The sequence below is a fragment of the Kaustia mangrovi genome (assembly GCF_015482775.1).
Taxonomy (GTDB): domain Bacteria; phylum Pseudomonadota; class Alphaproteobacteria; order Rhizobiales; family Im1; genus Kaustia; species Kaustia mangrovi.
In genome coordinates this window covers 2,669,251-2,690,106 of sequence record NZ_CP058214.1, presented here as the reverse complement: position 1 = coordinate 2,690,106, position 20,856 = coordinate 2,669,251, and the positions used below count along the sequence as shown (strand labels likewise).

The following is a 20,856-nucleotide window of genomic DNA, read 5'->3' as shown; positions in this document are numbered from 1 at the left end:
CGGTCCCGGAGCGCTGGCGGCGCTCAGGTGTCCTCCTCGTCAGGCATCTCGTCGAGCGGTACGCAATAGAGCTCCAGCCGATGGTCGACCAGCTTGTAGCCGTGCCGCCGCGCTATCGCCTCCTGGAGGCGCTCGATCTCCTCGTTGCGGAACTCGATCACGTCGCCGGAATCGATATCGATCAGGTGATCGTGATGCTTGTCCGGCGCGGGCTCGTAGCGCGAGCGCCCGTCGCGGAAATCGTGCCGTTCCAGAATGCCCGCATCCTCGAACAGCTTGACGGTGCGGTAGACGGTGGCGATCGAGATGCGGTCGTCGATGGCGGCCGCGCGCCGGTGGAGCTCCTCGACATCGGGGTGGTCGGTGGCGTCCGCGATCACGCGCGCGATGACCCGGCGCTGCTCGGTCATGCGCATGCCCTTCTTCAGGCAGAGCTTTTCGATCTGGTTCGTCATGACCTCGTCCCGTTGGCCCTGGCCGCGTCGCGGAGCGCGGTTCCCGGGGTCCGATCGTTCCTGAAAGGTATAGGAAGTCAGGCCCGGGCACGCAATGTCCGCGCGCCGGTTATGCCCGCATCGCCGGGCCCGGCAATGCGAGCCGCATGACGAGCGCATCCTCGCGGCGCCCGCCGCCGAGATCGTAATAGTCCGCGCGCCGCCCGACCTCCTCGAATCCCAGTCCGCGATAGAGGCCGAGCGCGCCGTCATTGGTGACCGCGACCTCGATGAAGAGCGCCCCGGCGCCCTCGCCGGCGAGGCGGTCCGCGGCCGCCTCCAGGAGCGCCCGGCCAAGCCCCCGGCGCCGCGCGGCGGGCATGACCCCGACGGTGAGAATCTCCGCCTCGTCGCCGGCCACGCGCGCCAGAAGCAGGCCCGCCGCCGGCGCATCCGGCCCGGCGCGCGCGAGAAGCGCGAGCGCGCCCGGCATGGCCATCAGGCGGGCGAACTCCGCCGCAGACCAGCTCTTCTGGAAACAGTGGCGGTGCAATGCGGTCAAGAGGGTGATCTGGCCCGGCGTCGCGCGCTCGACCACGACCGACGCCATCGGCCGGCTCACGCGGCCCCTCCCGCCGGTCGGAGGGGCCCGAAGAGGGAGGCCTGGGGCTTGGCGTCCGGTGCGCGCAGATAGAGCGGCGCGGGCGGCTTGCCGGACAGCACCTTGAGCGCGGCACGCCGGGCGACGAGGGCCGCATGCGGCAGGGGCGCGACGGGGCCGGCCTCGCCCGTCAACAGCACCGCGCCCGTGCCGACCGGGAGGGAGGTGTCGAACGGCAGGGTCTCGCGCGCATCCTCCAGCGCCATGGCGCGCGGCTCGTCCAGCGGGTCGAGCGCGGCGGAGAAGCGCTGCACATAGAGTTCGCCGCGGCGCGCATCGATGGCGGCCAGGATCGGCCTGCCTTGCGGATTTGCATCCCCGCAGGCCGCATTGGCCGCGATCGCCTCGAGGCTCGTGACGCCGACCGCCGGGCGGTCCGCGGCGAGCGCGAGGCCGCGCGCGGCGGCAAGCCCGATCCGCACGCCGGTGAAGGTGCCCGGCCCCACTGTCACGCCGATCCGGTCGAGCGCGGCGAAGGCCAGCCCGGCCTCCTCCATGACCGCCTGGACCATAGGCATCAGCGCCTCGGCATGGCCGCGCACCATCGGCTCGCAGCGCTCGGCAAGGATGCGCGCCTCGCCGCCCTCGGTCTCGACGACGGCGGCGGAACAGGCGTCGAGCGCCGTATCGAGTGCGAGGATTTTCATGGGCGGCTGGCGAGATCCCGCTCAGAGGATCTCCGCAATCTCCTCGAAAGACGGCCTCGGCCCGCGTGGCGGGAGGCTCGCGCGGTCGCCATAGCCGAGATTGCACAGGAAGTTCGACTTCACGGTGCCGTCGGGGAAGAACTCCGCGTCCACGCCGGCATTTTTGAAGCCCGACATGGGGCCGCAATCGAGCCCGAGGGCACGCGCGGCAACGATGAAATAGGCCCCCTGGAGGGATCCGTTGCGGAAGGCCGTCTTCTCGATCAGCTTCGGCTTGCCGGCGAACCAGCCGCGCGCCTCCGGCTTGTGGGGAAAGAACTCGGGCAGCCTCTCGTAGAATTCCAGATCGTAGGCGACGATGGCGGTGACCGGCGCGGCCATGGTCTTGTCGACATTGCCTTCCGACAGATGCGGCCGGAGCCGGTCCTTCGCGGCTTTCGATTTCAGGAACAGGAAGCGGGCCGGCAGGCAGTTCGCGCTGGTCGGCCCCATCTTCGCAAGGTCGACGATCTCACGCAGCACGCTGTCCTCCACCGCCCGGTCCGTCCAGGCGGAATGGGTGCGTGCCGTGCGGAAGATCTGTTCAAGCGCTGCCGTGTCGAGTGGCCGTGTCATGTCCACCGAGTGGGAAGGGGGAACGGAGCCGGCGGTCAGACCGGGCGAACTTCGCTCACTTCGGGGATGAAATGGCGAAGCAGGTTCTCGATGCCGTGCTTGAGCGTGGCCGTCGAGCTCGGGCAGCCGGAACAGGCGCCCTGCATGTTGAGGAACACCACCCCGTCGCGATAGCCCTGGAAGGTGATGTGGCCGCCATCCTGGGCGACCGCCGGCTGGACCCGCGTCTCCAGAAGCTCCTTGATCGTCTCCACGATCTCCTCGTCGGCGCCGTCATAGAACTCGTCGCCGGCCGTCGCCTCTTCCGCGTCGTCGGCGAGCACCGGCGCGTCGGACAGGAAATGCTCCATGATCGCGCCGAGAATCGCGGGCTTGAGGTGCTGCCACTCGCCGTCGGCCTTGGTCACGGCGATGAAGTCGTCGCCCAGGAACACGCCGGTCACGCCGGGCACGTCGAACAGCCGGCGGGCGAGGGGCGAGGCTTCCGCATCGTCCACCTGCCGGTAGTCGCGCGTGTCGCCCGGCAGGACGGCGCGGCCGGGGATGAACTTCAAGGTCGCCGGATTCGGTGTCGCTTCGGTCTGGATGAACATCTCGTCGCGCTCCCTGGCGCCCGTTTGGCTGGAGAACAGGCCCCGGGGCCCGTTCCCGTCTCGTTCTTTACAATAATTCTAAGGTCTGGCGGCGTCCAGAGTGCCGGACCCGCTTTCCCGCTCTGCGAAGTGGCGCCTCACGACCGGATGAAGCCGACGATCCGGCGCACTTCGTCATAGATCGGCGCGGCGATGGCGCGGGCCTTGTCCGCGCCGCCCGCCAGCACCCGGTCGATATGGCCGGGATCGGCCATCAGCCGGTTCATCTCGCCGGTGACCGGCGCGAGCTTGTCCACGGCCACCTCGATCAGCGCCTGCTTGAAATCGGCGAACTGCGCGCCGCCATGCTCGGCCAGCACATCGGCGCTCGTGCCGCCGGCAAGCGCGGCATACACCCCCACCAGATTGGCAGCCTCGGGCCGGGCTTCAAGCCCCTTGACCTCGTGCGGCAGCGGATCGGGGTCGGTGCGCGCCTTGCGGATCTTCTTGGCGATGGCGTCGGCATCGTCGGTGAGATTGATGCGCGACAGGTCGGAAGGGTCGGATTTCGACATCTTCTTCGTGCCGTCGCGCAGGCTCATGACGCGCGTCGCCGTGCCGGTGATGAGCGGCTCCGGCAGCGGGAAGAACCCCTCCTCGTAGCCGAGCGCGCGGATCGACTCCTCGAAATCCAGATTGAACTTCGTGGCGACGTCGCGGGTCAGCTCCAGATGCTGCTTCTGGTCCTCGCCGACCGGCACATGGGTCGCGCGGTAGACGAGGATGTCGGCGGCCATGAGGGCGGGATAGGCATAGAGCCCCACGGAGGCGTTCTCGCGGTTCTTGCCCGCTTTCTCCTTGAACTGGGTCATCCGGTTCAGCCAGCCGATCCGCGCCACGCAGTTCAGCACCCAGGCGAGCTCGGCATGCTCTGCGACCTGCGACTGGTTGAACACGATATGGCTGTCCGGGTCGATGCCGGCGGCGAGATAGGCGGCCGTGACCTCGCGGATATGGCGCTCCAGCTCGCGCGGCTCCTGCCAGACGGTGATGGCGTGCATGTCGACGACGCAATAGATGCACTCATAGTCGTCCTGCAGGCCGGCAAAGCGCGAGATGGCGCCGAGATAGTTGCCGAGATGCAGATTTCCCGTCGGCTGGACGCCGGAGAATACCCGATTGGTCGGAGCGGTCATTCTGTCCTCCATGAAGCCGCCGCTATATCGCGCATTCGCCGCGCGAAGCCAACCCCCGCCGTGCCGCGGGCATGTCGGACTGAAAGACTGTGCCCGCTGAATTCCCGTGAGTCCTTGCGTTTAGAACGGCACCGGCCCGCGCCCCCACCCGGCCACCCATGACATGATGATCCCGTGGGGGGCCGGGTGGGGGCGGGCCGGTGCAGCCGCAAACAAGAGAAACCCGCTCACCGCCTCCGCGCGAGCTGGAGGAGCTCGCCGAGCGTGATCGCGCCGAGAAGGCGCGCAATGCCGAAGAAGACGCCGATGCCGATGGCGACGAGGGCGACGAGCGCCGGGATCTTGATCGTGGTCGACGTCGCATCGACGAAGACGTCGGCGAACGGCCACACGACGAGCGCGATCAGCACGCCGCCCATGACGAGGCTCGCCAGGAGGACGCGCGGCAGGCGGCGCACGAGCCGGTCGTCTGGGGCGAACTGCCCGCGAAGGCCGAGCGTGCGCCCCAGAAGCCCCGCATTGACCCAGGCGGCGAGCGACGTCGCCAGCGCGATGCCCACATGGCCGATGACGAAGAACATGGCCAGCGAGCCCGCCACGTTCACCAGCATGCCCGCGCCGGCATAGAGCATGGGGGTGCGCGTGTCCTCATGGGCGAAATAGTTCGGCGAGAACACCTTGATGAGCACGAAGGCCGGCAGGCCGAGCGCGAAGGCGGCCAGCGCCTGGGCGGTCGCCGTCGTGTCGCCGGCCGTGAACGCGCCGTACTGGAACAGCACGTGGACCACCGGAAGCGGCATGGCGATGAGCGCCACGGCGGCGGGAATGGTGAGCAGCATGGACAGCTCCACCGCCCGGTTCTGCGTGCGCATCACGCCGGCGGCGTCGTCGGCCTTGAGCTTGCGCGACAGGTCCGGCAGCAGCACCACGCCGATGGCGATGCCGACCATGCCGAGCGGCAGCTGGTAGATGCGGTCGGCATAGTAGAGCCAGGCGGGCGCGCCCGACTGGAGCGAGGAGATGATCGTGCCGATCAGCAGGTTGAACTGGGTGATGCCCGCCGCGATCACGCCGGGAATGCCGAGCGCGAGCAGCCGGCGCACGCCGGGGCTCAACCGCGGGCGCGCGAGCCTGAAGGAGACGCCGGCGCGGCGCGCGGCCACCACCAGCATGGCGAGCTGGACGAGCCCGGCCGCGGCGATCCCCCAGACGATGGCCTGGCCGGAGCGCGGCTCCGCCCCCCAGCCGAGGCTGGCTACGACGATCAGGACGCCGATCAGGACGATGTTGAGCAGGATCGGCGCGGCGGCGGCGGCCGCGAACCGGCCGAGACTGTTGAGGACGCCCGAATAGAAGGCGACCAGCGACATGAACAGGAGATAGGGGAAGGCGATCCGCGTCAGCAGCACGGTGAGGTCGAACTTCTCCGGATGCTCCGCAAAACCCGGCGCGATCACATAGACGAGCAGCGGCATGGCGAGCTCGGCAAGCGCGGTGAAGGCCACGAGCGTCGCGAACAGCGCGCTCAGCACCTCTTCGCCGAAGCGGCGCGCGCCGTCCTCGCCCGCCCCCTCCAGCTGCTTGGCGAACAGCGGCACGAAGGCGGAGTTGAACGCGCCTTCCGCGAACAGCCGGCGGAACAGGTTCGGCAGGCGGAAGGCCACCACGAACGCGTCCGCCACGGGGCTCGCCCCCAGCACGGCGGCGATCAGCAGATCGCGTACATAGCCCAGCACGCGGCTCGCCGTGGTCAGACCGCTCACGGTCGCTGCCGAGCGTATCAGATTCATTCCGGTCTCCACGAAAACGGTGCGGGCGCCGTCCCCGACGCTCCGCCAACAGATGCGGCCCCGGCCGTTAACCGGGGGTTAACCGAGGGTGCGCACGGGCGCGGCCCGCCGGCGCCGCGCCTCCCCGCCGTCCCCCTCGTCCCCGCCGGGAGCGAGTGCGGTCAGGAGATGGCGCTGTATGGCCCCGCGCCGGGCGGCATTGGTGATCTTCGCGCCCGTGAGGTCGGTCACATAGAAGACGTCCACCGCCCGTTCCCCGAAGGTCGCAATCTGTGCCGAGGCGATGTTCAGATTAAGGCGGAAGAGCGCGTCGGTGAGGTCGTGGAGAAAGCCGATCCGGTCGAGGCCGTTGACCTCGATCACCGTGAACCGGTTGGAGGAATCGTTGTCGATGATGACCTGGGGCTCGACGGTGAAGGCGCGGATGCGCCCCTTCATCCGCGAATTGCGCGCGATCATCTCCGGAATGCGCAGCTCGCCCGCAAAGGCCTTGCCGATCAGTTCCTCCACGCGCGCGGCGCGGCGCCGCTCGTCGGCCTCGTCGGCAAGCTCGCGCTGGATGAGCAGCGTGTCGAGCGCCATGCCGTCGGTGGTGGTGAAGATCTGGGCCGACGCGATATTGGCGCCGCCGGCCGCGCACGCGCCCGTCAGCAGCGCCAGGAGGCGCGGATGATCGGGAGCGAAGACGGTCAGTTCCGTGATCGCGGTGAACTCGTCCGTTTCCACGGCGGTCGCGATCACCTCGCCGTCCTTCTCCGCCCGGTCGATCAGCTTGGCGTGGGCGACCTGGTGGGCGGTGTCGACATTCAGCCAGTAGGGTTCGTAGTGCCGCTTGAGATATGTCTTCACCTTGCGCGCCGACCAGTCCGGCATCGCCTCGGCGAACAGCCTCTGCGCCTCCTCCAGGCGCTCCTGGCGGCTGATCCTCGTGTGGCCGCCGCTGAGGATCGGCTCGGTTTCGAAATAGATCGTGCGCAGCAGCAGGCCCTTCCAGCCGTTCCACACGCCGGGGCCGACCGCCTTGATGTCGGCAACGGTGAGCGCGAGCAGGAGCCGCAGCCGCTCCGGGCTCTGAACGATGCCGGCGAAATCGAGGATGGTCTTGAAGTCGTTCAGGTCGCGCATCTGCGCGAAGTCGCTCATGTCGAGATGGTGGCGCACGAGCCAGGCGACCGTCTCCGTCTCCGCCGGCTCCAGACCGAGCCGTGGGCACAGCGCCTTGGCGACGCGCTCGCCGGCGATCGAATGGCTCTCCTTGCGCCCCTTGGCGATGTCGTGGAGGAACACCGCGACATAGAGCACCCGGCGGTTCTTGACCTTGTGGATGACGTCGTTGAGCAGCGGCAGGTCCTCCGCCAGCTCGCCGCGCTCGATCTCCGACAGGATGCCCACCGCGCGGATGAGATGCTCGTCCACCGTATAGTGGTGGTACATGTTGAACTGCATATGGGCGACGATCCGGCCGAAATCCGGGATGAACTTGCCGAGCACCCCGGCCTCGTTGAGGCGCCTGAGAATGGTCTCCGGATCGCGCTTGGAGGTCAGCATGTCGAGGAACAGCCGGTTGGCGTCGGTGTTCCGGCGCAGCGTGTCGTCGATCAGCCACAGCGAGCGGCGCACCAGCTTCAGCGCATGCGGATGGATCGCGGTGTTGTACCGGCAGGCGAGGTGGAACAGCCGCAGGAGATTGACGGGATCCTCGCGGAACACCTCGTCATGGGCGACCGTGATGCGCCCGGCATCGAGGCGGAAGGCGTCCGATTCCTTGAAGCCGCGGCCCGCGCGCCGGCGCAGCCGCAGGAGCATGCGGCTCATGGTCGGCGCCTTCTTCATCTCCTGGGCCTCGAGCACGGCGCAGAAGATGCGGGTCAGGTCGCCGACATCCTTGGCCACCAGGAAATAGTGCTTCATGAAGCGCTCGACATGGCGCAGGCGGCCGCGCGCGGTATAGCCGAGCCGCTCGGCGAGCTCCGCCTGCCGGTCGAAGCTCAGCCGGTCGTCGCCGCGCCCGGTCATGAAGTGGAGGTGGCAGCGCACCGCCCACAGGAAGTCCTCGCGCTTCTTGAAGCGGCGATATTCGGCGCGGGTGAACACTCCCGCCTTGACGAGCGCGGAGGGCGAATCCGTGCCGTAGACGAACTTGGCGATCCAGAACAGCGTGTGCAGGTCGCGCAAGCCGCCCTTGCCGTCCTTCACATCGGGCTCGACCAGATAGCGCGAGGCGCCGGAGCGGGCGTGCCGGGCCTCTCGCTCGGCGAGCTTGGCGGCAATGAAGGCCTTGGCGTCGTGGGCCACGATCTCCTTGCGGAAGCGCGCCACGAGCTCGTCGTAGAGCGCCTTGTCGCCCCAGAGATAGCGCGCCTCCAGAACGGCGGTGAGGATGGTCTGGTCGGTCTTGGCGAGCCGGATGCACTCATCCACGCTGCGCGTGGCGTGGCCGACCTTCAGCCCCATGTCCCAGAGCATGTAGAGCATGTATTCGACCACGCTCTCGCCCCAGGGCGTCTGCTTGTAGGGCAGGAGGAAGAGCAGGTCGATATCGGAGCCCGGCGCGAGCGTGCCGCGGCCATAGCCGCCGACCGCGACCACGGAGAGCCGCTCCGCGGCGGACGGATTGCGCGCCCGGTACACATGAACGACGGTGAAGTCGTAGATGACGCGGATCAGCTCGTCCTGGATATGGGAGAGATTGGCTGCGCACTGGGTGCCCTTGCCGGTCTCCATGAGCCGGCGCTCGGCCTCCGCGCGGCCCTCAGCCATGACCTCCTTGAGGCGGGCGAGCACCTTCGCGCGCAAGCCCTGCTGGTCGTCGCCCATGGACCGGTAGAGGGCGGTCAGCTCGTGGCGCAGCGCGTCGGAATCGATCAGCGTGCGGGGTTTCCGTTTCGTCATCGGCACATGGCTCGCGCTGTCGGGGCCCCCGCAGATCGAGGGAGCCCGGCCATATGTGCATCTTTCGGGGAAAAAATTCTACCGCCCGCGTGTCATTCCCCGCCGGCAAGCGCCTTGAGCCGGTAGACGAGGTCGAGCGCCTCGCGCGGCGTCAGCTCGTCGGGCAGCACCTCGCCGAGCGCCGCCTCGAGCTTGCCCGGGGACGATGCCGCGGGCCCCGCCGATTGCGGCCGGGCGGCGGAGAACAGGGGCAGATCGTCCACCAGCTCGCGCCGCGCTGCCGTCTGCTCGCCCTGCTCCAGCGCATGCAGCACCTCGCCCGCGCGCTCGATGACGGCGGGCGGGAGGCCTGCGAGCTTGGCCACCTGGATGCCGTAGGACCGGTCCGCCGCACCGGGCCCGACCTCGTGCAGGAAAACGACCTCGCCCTGCCATTCGCGCACCGTCATGGTGACATTGGCGAGCCGGTCCAGCCGGTCGGACAGCGCGGTCAGCTCGTGGAAGTGGGTCGCGAACAGGGCCCGGCAGCGATTGACCTCGTGGAGATGCTCCACCGCCGCCCAGGCGATCGACAGGCCGTCGAAGGTCGCCGTCCCGCGCCCGATCTCGTCGAGGATGACGAGCGAGCGCTCGCCCGCCTGGTTCAGGATGGTCGCCGTCTCCACCATCTCCACCATGAAGGTGGAGCGCCCGCGCGCCAGATCGTCTGCGGCGCCGACCCGGCTGAACAGCCGGTCGATCACCCCGATATGGGCGGACGCTGCCGGCACGTGGGAGCCCATCTGGGCGAGCACCGCGATCAGCGCGTTCTGGCGCAGGAAGGTCGACTTGCCCGCCATGTTCGGGCCGGTGACGAGCCAGATATGGCGCCCGCCGCCGGCGTCCTCCGCGCCCTCCCCGTCGCCGCCATCGGCCGACAGGGTGCAGTCATTGGGCACGAACTCGCCCTCCTGCGCCTGCCTGAGCGCCTGCTCGACGACCGGATGGCGGCCCTTCTCGATCCGGAAGGCGCGCGACCCGTCGACGCGCGGGCGCACATAGCGCTCCGTCTCGGCAAGCTCGGCGAGCGCGGCCGCCACATCGAGGCTCGCCAGCGCGCCGGCCACCGCGGCGATCATCTCCGTGTGCGCGTGGACCTCCCCGACGAGCGTGTCGAACACCTGGAGCTCGAGCGCCAGCGCGCGGTCGCCCGCCATGGCGATGCGCGATTCGAGCTCGGCGAGCTCGGTGGTCGTGAAGCGCACCGCATTGGCGAGCGTCTGGCGGTGGATGAAGGTCTCGTCATGGGGGGTTGCGCGCAGCTTGTCGCCATGCTGGGCGGTGACCTCCACGAAGAAGCCGAGCACATTGTTGTGGCGCACCTTGAGCGCGCGCACGCCGGTGGCTTCCGCATATTTGCCCTGGAGCCCGGCGATCACCTTGCGGCTCTCGTCGCGCAGGCTCCGCTGCTCGTCGAGCTCCGGCCTGTAGCCCTTGCGCACGAAGCCGCCGTCCCGGGTATTGACGGGCAGTTCGTCGGCCAGCGCCTCCCTGAGCGCCCCGGCGAGCGTACCGTCATTGCGCCCGAGCGTGTCCAGCAGGGCACGGATCTCGCCGGGCACGGAGACGAGCCCCGTGTCGGAGCGCAGCAGCGCGGCGAGATCGGCGGCCGCGGCGAGCCCCGCGCCGATGGCCGCCAGGTCGCGCGGTCCGCCGCGGCCGAGGCTCAGCCGCGAGAGCGCGCGCGAGACGTCCGGGCACGCCTTCAGCATGTCCCGGACATCGCTGCGCAGCGCGCCGAGCTCGAGGAAGAAGCCGACCGCGTCGAGCCGGGCGTTGATCGCATCGGGATCGGTGAGCGGCGCCGACAGGCGCTCCGCCAGCAACCGCCCGCCGGCGCCGGTGATGGTCCGGTCGATCACCGACAGCAGGCTGCCCCGGCGCTCGCCGGACAGCGTGCGCACGAGCTCCAGATTGGCGCGCGTCGCCGCGTCGATCAGCATGGCGTGGTCCGCGCCCTGCCGGCGCGGCGGGCGAAGCGCCGGGATCTGGCCCACCTGGGTCAGCTCCACATAGTCGAGCAGCGCGCCGCAGGCGGAAATCTCCGCGCGCGAGAAGGCGCCGAACGCGTCGAGGGCGGCAACGCCGAAATGATCCTTCAGGCGCCGCTCCGCACCGGCGCTGTCGAAGCGCGAGGCCGGCAGCGGCGTCACCGGCCAGCGATTGGCCCTGAGCACTTCCGCGAAGCGGTCGTCGGCGAGCAGCGCGTCGGCCGCCACGACCTCGCCGGGGTCGAGGCGGGCGAGCTCGGCGGGCAGCGTGTCGGCGGTCACGGGCGAGACGGCGAAATCGCCGGTGGAGATGTCGAGCCACGCGATGGCCGCGTCGCCGCTCGCCTTCACCCGAGCGAGCGCGACCAGGTAGTTGTGGCGCTTGGCCTCCAGCAGGTTGTCCTCGGTCAGCGTGCCGGGGGTGACGAGGCGCACCACCTCGCGGCGCACCACGGATTTCGACCCGCGCTTCTTCGCCTCCGCCGGATCCTCGGTCTGTTCGCAGACCGCGACCCGGTGGCCGAGGCGGATGAGGCGCAGGAGATAATCCTCCGCGGCATGGATCGGCACGCCGCACATGGGGATGTCCTCGCCCAGATGCTTGCCGCGCTTGGTGAGCGTGATGCCGAGCGCGCGCGAGGCAATCTCGGCGTCCTCGAAGAACAGCTCGTAGAAGTCCCCCATGCGGTAGAAGAGCAGGCAGTCCGGATTGGCCGTCTTGATCTCGATATACTGCGCCATCATGGGCGTGACGGACCCGCCGGCCGGCGCCTGCTGAGGGGAGACCGTCTCGGGCGCGTTCCGCCCGTTCTCCCCGTCGTCTCCGACCGTGATCTCCATCTCAGCCATCGATCCCGAAAACCGCCATCGCCACGCGCATTCGCCTCAAGACGGGAGCACCGCCCCGATCAGCGGGCGACTCTAGCAAGGGCGGCGCGGACTGTCTGCCCTCCGGCAGGCCCCGTCAACAGTCTTCGGAGCCATCGCGCAGGATGGAACGATCCGGGCCACCGTGCGGGTTTCTCTTGAGGGCTTCTGTTCGGCGAGCTAGGGTCACGGCCCTTCGTGGCATCGCTATCCCACAATCTGGAACACCCCGACGACACGGTCGCGCGCGGGTCCGAGGATCGGCCGATACGGCGAAGACACGAAACAGACGGGAATTCGAGGGAGAAGGCGTCCATGGCGTCCAAGGACAATCCGGGCAAGCGCCCCACGGTGAGCGACGTCGAGGCGCTCCTGTTCCATCAGCGCGGCAAGCCCGGCAAGCTGGAGATCACGCCGACCAAACCGATGGCGACCCAGCGGGATCTGAGCCTTGCCTATTCGCCGGGCGTCGCGGTGCCGGTCCGGCGCATCGCGGAAGACCCCATCACCGCCTATGACTACACGGCGAAGGGCAACATGGTCGCCGTCATCTCCAACGGCACGGCCATTCTGGGGCTCGGCGCGCTGGGCGCGCTCGCCTCCAAGCCCGTGATGGAGGGCAAGGCCGTGCTCTTCAAGCGCTTCGCCGATGTAGACGCAGTCGACCTGGAGATCGACACGACCGACGTCGACGCGTTCATCAATTCAGTGCGCTATCTGGGCCCGGCCTTCGGCGGCATCAATCTGGAGGACATCAAGGCGCCGGACTGCTTCATCATCGAGCAGCAGCTGCGCGAGATGATGGACATCCCAGTCTTCCACGACGACCAGCACGGCACCGCGATCATCGCCGTGGCGGGCCTGATCAACGCGCTGCACCTGACGGGACGGCGGCTTCAGGACATCACACTCGTCATCAACGGCGCCGGCGCGGCGGCGATTGCCTGCGTGGAGCTCGTCAAGGCCATGGGTCTGCCCCATGACAGGGCGATCCTGTGCGACAGCAAGGGCGTGGTCTACAAGGGCCGCACGGACGGGCTGAACCAGTGGAAGGCGGCCCACGCCGCGGAGACCGAGGCGCGCACGCTCACCGACGCGCTTCAGGGCGCGGATGTGTTTCTCGGCCTGTCGGTGAAGGGGGCGCTGACGCCGGAGATGGTGGCCGGCATGGCCGACCAGCCGATCATCTTCGCCATGGCCAACCCGGATCCGGAGATCACGCCGGAGGAGGTCGCGGAGGTGCGCGACGACGCCATCATGGCCACCGGACGCTCCGATTATCCCAACCAGATCAACAACGTCCTCGGCTTCCCCTACATCTTCCGCGGCGCTCTCGACGTGCGCGCACGCACCATCAACGACGCGATGAAGATCGCCGCGGCGGAGGCGCTGGCCAAGCTCGCACGCGAGGACGTGCCCGACGAGGTGGCCGCCGCCTATCACGGGCAGCGCCCGCGCTACGGCCCGGACTACCTGATCCCCGTGCCGTTCGATCCCCGGCTCATCAGCCACATTCCCCCGGCGGTCGCCAAGGCGGCGATGGATTCCGGCGTCGCCGGCAAGGATATCGTGGATATCGACGCCTATGTGGCCGAGCTCAGCGCGCGGCTCGACCCGATCGCCGGCTCGCTTCAGGGCATCTTCGAGCAGGCCCGCCTCAATCCGCGCCGCGTGGTCTTCGCGGAGGGCGAGGAGGAGCGCATGATCCGCGCCGCCAACGCCTTCGCCAATAGCGGGCTCGGCCAGGCGATCCTGGTCGGGCGCGACCAGGAGATCGAGCAGACCGTGCGTACGCTGGGCATCGAGCTCAACGACGCGGTGAGCATCCTCAATGCCCGGCTGTCGGACCGCAACACGGACTATGCGGACTTCCTCTACAAGCGCCTGCAGCGCCGCGGCTTCCTGCTGCGCGACTGCCAGCGGCTGGTCAACAACGACCGCAACATCTTCGGCTCCTGCATGGTCGCGCTCGGCGATGCGGACGCCATGGTGACCGGCATTACGCGCAACTATTCCGTGGCGCTGGAGAATGTCCGCCGCGTCGTCGATCCGCGCGCGGGTCAGCGCATGATCGGCGTATCCATGGCACTGTGCCGCGGGCGCACCGTCTTCATCGCCGACACGACCTGCCACGAGACGCCGGCGGCGGACGAGCTTGCCGACATCGCCGAGGGCGCGGCCGGCGTCGCGCGCCGCTTCGGTTACGAGCCGCGCGTCGCCTTCCTCGCCTTCTCCAATTTCGGCCATCCCAAGGGCGAGCGTTCCGAGACCATGCGCAGGGCCGTCGAACGCCTCGACGAGCGCGGCGTCGATTTCGAGTATGAGGGCGAGATGCAGGCCGATGTGGCGCTCGACCGCCAGGCCATGGCGCTCTACCCCTTCGCGCGCCTCACCGGCCCGGCCAACGTGCTCGTCATGCCGGATGTGGACAGTGCGAGCATCGCCACGAAGATGCTGCAGCAGCTCGGCGGCGTGACGGTTGTCGGCCCGCTGATCGTCGGGCTGGACAAGTCGGTCCAGATCGCGCCGCTCAGCGCGACGGCGAACGAGCTCGTCAACCTCGCCGCCATCGCCGCCTTCGACATCAACGGCTAGAGCGCTTTCAGGAAAAGTGGAGACCACTTTTCCGGTTCGAAAGCGCGGCAATATAGGGATCTGGAGGGCATTTGAGTGAACATGGGTTCACGAAATGCGCTCTAGCCTCTTTGCGACAAGGCTGCACCGGCCAGCTCCCCCACCCGGGTGCCTAGGGAAGTATAATCTCATGGCCGGTCGGACGGGGGAGCGGTGCCGTTTCAATCCCTTGCGCCGCTCACTGGTCGAGCGGATTGTCGTCCGGTGCGCCGAAATGGGAGAAATAGCGGGCGTTGATCGAGGAGACCGGCAGGATGATCAGCACATCCGTCGTGTTGAACTGCTCGTCGACCACCGCGCCATCGCCGATATAGGCGCCGAGCCGCAGATAGCCCTTGATGAGCGGCGGCAGGGCGCGCATCGCCTCCCGGTCGTCGATTTCGCCGGGGGGCAGCCGGTTGAGCTCCACATACTGGTCCGGCTGGGCGCGCACGCGCCATTCCTCCGGCGCGCGGAAGCGGTGGTGGAGGAAGCTCAGGGGCAGTGCCAGGCTGTCCGGATCGGTGCCGGTCATGCTCGCGCAGCCCAGCATCACATCGAGCTTGTGCAGGCGGACATAGTTCCAGATCCCCTGCCACAGCAGCTCCACGACAGGCTTGGTCCTGTAGCGCTTGAGGACGCAGGACCGGCCGAGCTCGAGAAAGCGGATCTCCGGCTTGCGGTCGATGAGCGCGGCGATATCGAACTCGTCCTGCGTGTAGAAGCCGGCCGTGCGCTCGGCGACCTCCTGGCGCAGGAGCCGGTAGGTGCCCACGACCTCGCCATCGTAGCTGTGCACGGCTTCCGGATCGTCGGACGGCTCGCCGGTCTCCACCACCAGGAGATGGTCGCAGATCTCGTCGAACGCGTCGCTGTCGCGCCGGGCAAGCGCGGTTTCGCGGTCGGGCCGCGCCGACAGCTCCTCGTAGAACACGCGATAGCGCAGGCTCTGGGCGGCGGCGATATCGTCGCTGTCGCGGGCCAGTCTGACGAGGAGTGTGCCTTTTCGGCCAAGCACCAATCCGGGAGAAGTGGGAGAAATGCGCGTCATCCCTTCGGAAACAGAGGGCGGAGGTTTCAGGGCTCTGGCCGTCATGCCATCCAGACAGTCCTTGCGCAACCGCCTGCTCCAAGGTGGCCGGCGCGATGTCAGAGTCTGACGGCGAACACCGGACCGATTGCGACGCTCGCCGATCGCATCCCAGTCAGAATGTCACAAAGCGTTGTTCTATTAAAGTTTGATGACGGCTCCTGTCCAGACGCCATTCGTGCCTGCATACCGGCCGGGCGGACATGCGGGCAATGCCGGTCCGGCGGCGCGAACGCGCCTCAGCCGTCCCGTCCGATGCCGACCGGCCGTTCCGGGACATGGCGGCGAATCACGCGGTCGAGATCCTCGGTGTCGAACGGCTTGGCGATATAGTCGTTCATGCCGGCGTCCAGGCACGAATCGCGCGCGTCCGACGTCGCATTCGCCGTCAGCGCCACGATAGGCAGGCTATGGGGCAACCGTTCGCGCCGTTCCAGCGCGCGGATCCGGCGCGCCGCCTCGAGCCCGTCGACACCGGGCATCTGCACATCCATGAGCACGAGATCGGGCAGCCGGGCGGCAGGGTCCGTACCGGCCAGCGCCTTCGCCACGCAGTCCACCGCGCTCGTGCCGTCGACGGCACGGATCACCTCGTGACCGGCCCGTTCGAGAACGGTGCGGGCCAAAAGGGCGTTGACGTCGTTGTCCTCGGCGAGAAGCACCGTGAGACGGCCACGCCCGTCGCCGGCCGGCACGCCGTCCGGCAGATCGCCATCCCCGCCTTTCCCCGGATGCGGACTTCGCGCGAGCCACCGCGCGACCGACGTCCTGCGCAACGGCTTGACGAGATAGCCGGTGAAGCCGAGCGCGAGCCGGCGCGCGAGGTCCTTGCGCGCTTCCGCCGTCAGCATGAGCCACGCATCGCCCTGCGCCGCGGCGAGGACGCCGGGCAGGTCGCCCTCGCCGTCCATGGCGGCGAAATCCACCACCGTCACGCACGTTGCGGGATCGAGGCCGGCGCAGATGACCCGCATTGCCTCGGCATCCGGCGCCGCCATGGCGTGCACGCTCGCGCCGAAATCCTCCAGATAGGCCGTCAGCGCGCGGCTTTGCGGGCCATCCGCCGCGACCAGCACCGCGATGTGGCCGGCAAGGGGGCTCCCGGTGAGGAACGGTGTGCGATCGTCCGCGTCCATGTCGAGAACGAAGGAGAAACAGGCTCCCTTGCCGAGCGTGCTCTCCACCGAGATCGTACCGCCCATGCGCTCCACGAGGCGGCGCGAGATGGTCAGGCCGAGGCCTGTGCCGCCGAACCGGCGCGCATGGCTGTCGTCGGCCTGCGCGAAGGCGCCGAAGACCCGGCCGATCTGCTCGCCCGTCAGGCCGATCCCGGTATCCTCGATCGCAAAGCGGATGCGGACCGGCCCCTCGTCCTTTCCGTCGGTGTGCACCGCCTCCACCTTCACGAGCACGCCGCCACTCTCGGTGAATTTGATGGCGTTGCCGGCGAGGTTGAGCAGGACCTGGCGCAGCCGCGCGGCATCGGCGGACACGACCTCCGGCAGGGCCGGATCGATATAGCAGGCGATCCCGATCCCCTTGGCATGGGCGCGCGGCGACAGGAGCTCCGTCAGCATCTCCACCATGGCGGCCAGCTCGAAGGGTTTCGGGGCGAGGTCGATGCGGCCGGCCTCGATCTTGGACAGGTCGAGGATCTCGTCGATCAGCGCGAGCAGCGCGCGGCCCGAGCTTTCCGCCGTGCGGGCATAGGAGGCCTGTTCCTCGGTGAGATGGGTGTCCTGCAGCAGGCCGAGCATGCCGAGCACGCCGTTCATGGGCGTGCGGATCTCGTGGCTCATCGTGGCGAGGAACATGGATTTGGCGCGGTTCGCCGCCTCCGCCTGGTCGCGCGCTTCGGCAAGCTCGGCCATGGCCGTCCTGAGCGCGGTGAGATCGCGCCCGACGCTCTGGATCTCGCGGATCCCGCCCTCCCCGTCGAGGACCGCGCGCTCCTCCCAGGAAATCCAGCGCGATCCGTGGGGGGTCTCGATCAGCTGGTCATAGGTGACCCTGTGCGGGGGCACCTCGATGGCCCGGCGCGCGGCGCCGGCGTTGTCGCCCTCGATGACGGAGAAGGCGAAGGGCCGGCCGACGACCGCCAGCGCCTCCACGCCGAAGGTCTGCTCGAAGGCATGGTTGACGAAGGTCAGCCGGCCATCGGGCTCCAGCCGCAGGATGATATCGCCCTGGCTCTCGATCAGCCCGCGATAACGCGCCTCGCTTGCCCGCAGCCGCGCCGTCTGCCGCTTGAGCTCCAGGATCTTGCGGCGCGCGACGAGGCCCGACCACAGCGCGGCGGCCACGGCGATGAAGGCAAGCGCCAGCGGCACCTCCACGCGGTGGGACACGACCCGGACGGTTCCCGACCAGCCGAAGGTCAGCACGATCACCGAGGTGGCGAGGCACGCCCCTATGGCCAGGATGAGAACGCTCTCCACCGGCCCGGCATCGAGCGGGCGGACGAGCTGGAGAAGCCGCCTTTTCAGGCGGGCGCGCCGGTCGTGTCCCGGGGACGGTCGCTTCCGCGCGGAACCGGCCTCGGGGCCGGGTCGGGTCCAAGTGATGGCGATCGTCTCCCCAGATACTCCGCCTCCGGTGCGGAGCGTCCGTCTTCCGCCCCGGAGCGTCTTGCGATCATATGGCGCCGCCCGGTCGCACCTGCCGCGCACCCATTGTTACCGGCCTTTCCCGGCCGCCTCAAGCCGCCGTCCTCAGCGGGCGCATCTCGTGGCGGTAGCTGAGCGCCTCCGCGATATGGGTCTGGCCCACCGTGTCCGCCCCGTCCAGATCGGCCAGCGTGCGCGCCACACGCAGGACGCGGTGGTAGCCGCGCGCGGACAGGCCGGCCCGCTCCGCGGCATCCGACAGGAGCCGGACCCCGGCCGCATCGGGTGTGGCCACGGCCTCCAGACGCTCGCCGTCGGCCTGCGCATTGAGCCTCCCCGGCGCGTCCGTCTCCGCAAAGCGTATCCTCTGGCGCTCGCGCGCGCCTGCGACCCGTCGGGCGACCTCCGAGCTGCCCTCGCGCGGTGCCGGCAGGGCGAGATCGGCGATGCGCACCGGCGCGATGTCGAGCACGATGTCGATCCGGTCGAGCAGCGGGCCGGAGATGCGCGCCTGATAGTCGGCCGCGCAGCGCGGACCCCGGGGGCAGCTCTGCCCCGGCTCGCCCGCCCGCCCGCAGCGGCACGGGTTCATCGCCGCGATGAGCTGGAACCGCGCCGGATAGCTCACATGATGGTTGACGCGCGCGACCACGGTCTCGCCCGTCTCCAGCGGCTGGCGCAGCGCCTCCAGCACCCGGGGCTGGAACTCCGGCAGTTCGTCGAGAAACAGCACGCCATTATGGGCGAGCGCCATCTCGCCGGGCTTTGCCCGCATGCCGCCGCCGACCATGGCCGCCTGGCTCGCCGTGTGATGCGGCGCGCGGAACGGCCGCCGGCGGCTGACGCAGCCTCCCGGCAGCGCGCCCGCCACCGAGGCGATCATCGAGACGTCGAGCATCTCGCGCGCATCCATCGCCGGCAGGATGGAAGGCAGGCGCTGGGCGAGCATGGACTTGCCGGCGCCGGGCGGACCGATCATGAGCATGTTGTGCCCGCCCGCCGCGGCAACCTCGAGCGCGCGCTTGGCGCTCTCCTGACCCTTGATGTCCTTGAGGTCGGGCAGAACCGCACTCTCCTCGGCAAGCTCCGGATCGGGCCGCGAGAGCACCTGCGTGCCCTTGAAGTGGTTGATGAGCTGGACGAGGTTGTCCGGCGCCAGGATGTCGAGATCCTCGCCCGCCCAGGCCGCTTCCGGCCCGCAGGCCCCGGGGCAGATCAGCCCGTCGCCGCGCGCCGAGGCGCTGAGCGCGGACGGCAGGACGCCGGCCACCGCCGTGATCGAGCCGTCGAGCGACAGCTCGCCGAGCACCGTATAGCGGCCAAGACTGTCGCCCGGCACGACGCCGAGCGCGGCCAGCAGCCCCAGAACGATCGGCAGGTCGTAATGGCTGCCCTCCTTGGGCAGGTCGGCGGGGGCGAGATTGATCGTGATGCGCTTGGGCGGCAGCGCGAGCCCCACCGCGGTCAGCGCCGAGCGCACCCGCTCGCGGCTCTCCGCCACCGCCTTGTCGGGCAGTCCGACAATGGTGAAGGCGGGCATGCCCGAGGCGATCTGGACCTGAACGTCGACCTTTATCGCCTCGATGCCGTGAAACGCCACCGTATTCACATGCGCGATCATGAAAGCCCCCCAAGCTTGTCAGGAGGCAATCCTACCGCGCAACGGTTGCAAGAGCAAGAACATTAAGGGAACGCACATGCCCGCGCCTCCCGGTTTTGCCAGACCGCAGGCTGCACCGGCCCGCTCCCCCACCCGGCCACCCATGAGATCATACTTGCCAAGGGGGACCGGGTGGGGGAGCGGGCCGGTGCCGCTATCACACAGAAGCTCCGGGCCGGCCCCGCCTAGACCCGCGCCTCGATGGCATCCCAGATCATCGCGGCGATGTCATTGCCGCCGAAGCGGGCGATCTCGCGGATGCCCGTGGGCGAGGTGACGTTGATCTCCGTGAGATAGTCGCCGATCACGTCGATACCGACGAAGATCAGGCCGCGCCGGGACAGCTCCGGCCCGATGGCCTCGCAGATGGCCCGGTCGCGGTCGGTCATCTCCGCGGGCTCCGCGCGCCCGCCCACATGCATGTTGGAGCGCGCCTCGCCCACCGCCGGCACACGGTTGATGGCCCCAGCGGGCTTGCCGTCCACCAGGATGATGCGCTTGTCGCCTCGGCGCACCTCCGGCAGATATTGCTGGACGATGAAGGGCTCGCGGAAGGTCTGCTCGAAGAGCTCGACGAGCGAGGCGAGGTTCTCGTCGGCTTCCGTCAGCCGGAACACACCCGCACCGCCATTGCCGTAAAGGGGCTTCAGGATGATGTCGCCGAACTCGTCCCTGAAGGCGCGGATCTCGTCGCGGTCGCGGGTGATGAGCGTGGCCGGCATGAATTCCGAGAAGCGCATCACGAAGAGCTTCTCCGGGGCGTTGCGCACCTCCACCGGGTCGTTGACGACGAGCGTTTCAGGATGAATCCGCTCCAGGATATGGGTGGAGGAGATGTAGGACATGTCGAAGGGCGGGTCCTGGCGCAGCAGCACAGCGTCGAACCCGGAGAGATCGGCACGGCGTTCCTCGCCCAGCGAGAAATGGTTGCCCGCCTCGTCGCGCACCTCCAGGTCGCTCCCCCAGGCGTGCACCGCATCGCCGCGCAGGCTGAGCGCCTTCGGGAGATAATAGAAGATCCCGTGGCCGCGCCTCTGGGCTTCCAGCAGCAGGGCGAAGGTGGAATCGCCCCGGATGTCGATTGACGCGACGGGATCCATCTGGACGGCGATCTTCAGGGACGTTTTCGGGGACATGGGCCTCGCGCTCGCTCGAAGGGCGGTTGGGGACGGATGGCCGAAAG

Annotated in this window: 14 protein-coding genes; 1 reads left to right on the top strand and 13 read right to left on the bottom strand. The window is 68.9% G+C overall.

The window, feature by feature from the left end; translation table 11 throughout:
• Positions 1-23 precede the first annotated feature (23 nt).
• The 9 genes from HW532_RS12435 to mutS form a co-directional block, all read right to left on the bottom strand.
• Entirely contained in the window at positions 24-455 is a 432-nt protein-coding gene (locus tag HW532_RS12435; protein ID WP_213160790.1) for a Fur family transcriptional regulator, read from the bottom strand.
• A gap of 109 nt (positions 456-564) precedes the next feature.
• Positions 565-1,056, bottom strand: a complete 492-nt coding sequence (locus tag HW532_RS12430) for a GNAT family N-acetyltransferase (protein ID WP_213160789.1) — start codon at positions 1,054-1,056, stop codon at positions 565-567.
• Positions 1,053-1,742 (bottom strand): tRNA (adenosine(37)-N6)-threonylcarbamoyltransferase complex dimerization subunit type 1 TsaB, encoded by a 690-nt coding sequence (gene tsaB, locus HW532_RS12425; RefSeq protein ID WP_213160788.1) that lies wholly within the window; start codon positions 1,740-1,742, stop codon positions 1,053-1,055. The genes HW532_RS12430 and tsaB overlap by 4 nt, the downstream gene beginning before the upstream one ends.
• Positions 1,743-1,763: 21 nt before the next feature.
• A complete protein-coding gene (locus HW532_RS12420; protein WP_213160787.1) occupies positions 1,764-2,357 on the bottom strand; it encodes a malonic semialdehyde reductase in 594 nt (197 codons plus the stop codon).
• Positions 2,358-2,392: 35 nt separating this feature from the next.
• Positions 2,393-2,950, bottom strand: coding sequence for a NifU family protein (locus tag HW532_RS12415; protein WP_213160786.1), 558 nt, complete (start codon positions 2,948-2,950; stop codon positions 2,393-2,395).
• A gap of 137 nt (positions 2,951-3,087) precedes the next feature.
• Positions 3,088-4,125: a tryptophan--tRNA ligase gene (trpS, locus tag HW532_RS12410; protein WP_213160785.1), complete on the bottom strand. Its 1,038-nt coding sequence runs from the start codon at positions 4,123-4,125 to the stop codon at positions 3,088-3,090.
• A 227-nt stretch (positions 4,126-4,352) separates the two neighbouring features.
• On the bottom strand, positions 4,353-5,915 hold the full coding sequence (gene murJ / locus HW532_RS12405; protein ID WP_213160784.1) for a murein biosynthesis integral membrane protein MurJ: 1,563 nt from the start codon (positions 5,913-5,915) through the stop codon (positions 4,353-4,355).
• 78 nt (positions 5,916-5,993) lie between these two features.
• Positions 5,994-8,807 (bottom strand): [protein-PII] uridylyltransferase, encoded by a 2,814-nt coding sequence (locus HW532_RS12400; protein ID WP_213160783.1) that lies wholly within the window; start codon positions 8,805-8,807, stop codon positions 5,994-5,996.
• Between the two features lie 92 nt (positions 8,808-8,899).
• Positions 8,900-11,677 (bottom strand): DNA mismatch repair protein MutS, encoded by a 2,778-nt coding sequence (gene mutS / locus HW532_RS12395; RefSeq protein WP_425491955.1) that lies wholly within the window; start codon positions 11,675-11,677, stop codon positions 8,900-8,902.
• A 342-nt stretch (positions 11,678-12,019) separates the two neighbouring features.
• Between mutS and HW532_RS12390 the strand changes: the two genes are divergently transcribed.
• Positions 12,020-14,299: an NADP-dependent malic enzyme gene (locus tag HW532_RS12390; RefSeq protein ID WP_213160782.1), complete on the top strand. Its 2,280-nt coding sequence runs from the start codon at positions 12,020-12,022 to the stop codon at positions 14,297-14,299.
• Positions 14,300-14,516: 217 nt separating this feature from the next.
• Here HW532_RS12390 and olsB read toward each other — a convergent pair whose 3' ends face one another.
• The 4 genes from olsB to gshB all read right to left on the bottom strand — a co-directional run bounded on the left by olsB (position 14,517) and on the right by gshB (position 20,809).
• Positions 14,517-15,413 carry a l-ornithine N(alpha)-acyltransferase gene (gene olsB / locus HW532_RS12385; RefSeq protein ID WP_213160781.1) on the bottom strand — a complete coding sequence of 299 codons (897 nt, stop codon included), beginning with the start codon at positions 15,411-15,413 and terminating at the stop codon, positions 14,517-14,519.
• A gap of 233 nt (positions 15,414-15,646) precedes the next feature.
• Positions 15,647-17,845, bottom strand: coding sequence for a PAS domain-containing hybrid sensor histidine kinase/response regulator (locus HW532_RS12380; protein ID WP_213160780.1), 2,199 nt, complete (start codon positions 17,843-17,845; stop codon positions 15,647-15,649).
• 259 nt (positions 17,846-18,104) lie between these two features.
• Complete coding sequence (locus HW532_RS12375) at positions 18,105-19,634, bottom strand: YifB family Mg chelatase-like AAA ATPase (protein WP_213160779.1); 1,530 nt, start codon at positions 19,632-19,634, stop codon at positions 18,105-18,107.
• 224 nt (positions 19,635-19,858) lie between these two features.
• Positions 19,859-20,809 (bottom strand): glutathione synthase, encoded by a 951-nt coding sequence (gshB, locus tag HW532_RS12370; RefSeq protein WP_213160778.1) that lies wholly within the window; start codon positions 20,807-20,809, stop codon positions 19,859-19,861.
• Positions 20,810-20,856 lie beyond the last annotated feature (47 nt).

Excerpts from the sequence above, each read along its gene's own strand:
- HW532_RS12400 (WP_213160783.1), bottom strand. The coding sequence starts at position 8,807 with ATGACGAAACGGAAACCCCGCACGCTGATCGATTCCGACGCGCTGCGC.
- trpS (WP_213160785.1), bottom strand. The coding sequence starts at position 4,125 with ATGACCGCTCCGACCAATCGGGTATTCTCCGGCGTCCAGCCGACGGGA.
- HW532_RS12435 (WP_213160790.1), bottom strand. The coding sequence starts at position 455 with ATGACGAACCAGATCGAAAAGCTCTGCCTGAAGAAGGGCATGCGCATG.
- mutS (WP_425491955.1), bottom strand. The coding sequence starts at position 11,677 with ATGGAGATCACGGTCGGAGACGACGGGGAGAACGGGCGGAACGCGCCC.
- tsaB (WP_213160788.1), bottom strand. The coding sequence starts at position 1,742 with ATGAAAATCCTCGCACTCGATACGGCGCTCGACGCCTGTTCCGCCGCC.
- HW532_RS12375 (WP_213160779.1), bottom strand. The coding sequence starts at position 19,634 with ATGATCGCGCATGTGAATACGGTGGCGTTTCACGGCATCGAGGCGATA.
- HW532_RS12415 (WP_213160786.1), bottom strand. The coding sequence starts at position 2,950 with ATGTTCATCCAGACCGAAGCGACACCGAATCCGGCGACCTTGAAGTTC.
- murJ (WP_213160784.1), bottom strand. The coding sequence starts at position 5,915 with ATGAATCTGATACGCTCGGCAGCGACCGTGAGCGGTCTGACCACGGCG.
- gshB (WP_213160778.1), bottom strand. The coding sequence starts at position 20,809 with ATGTCCCCGAAAACGTCCCTGAAGATCGCCGTCCAGATGGATCCCGTC.
- HW532_RS12390 (WP_213160782.1), top strand. The coding sequence starts at position 12,020 with ATGGCGTCCAAGGACAATCCGGGCAAGCGCCCCACGGTGAGCGACGTC.
- HW532_RS12420 (WP_213160787.1), bottom strand. The coding sequence starts at position 2,357 with ATGACACGGCCACTCGACACGGCAGCGCTTGAACAGATCTTCCGCACG.
- olsB (WP_213160781.1), bottom strand. The coding sequence starts at position 15,413 with ATGACGGCCAGAGCCCTGAAACCTCCGCCCTCTGTTTCCGAAGGGATG.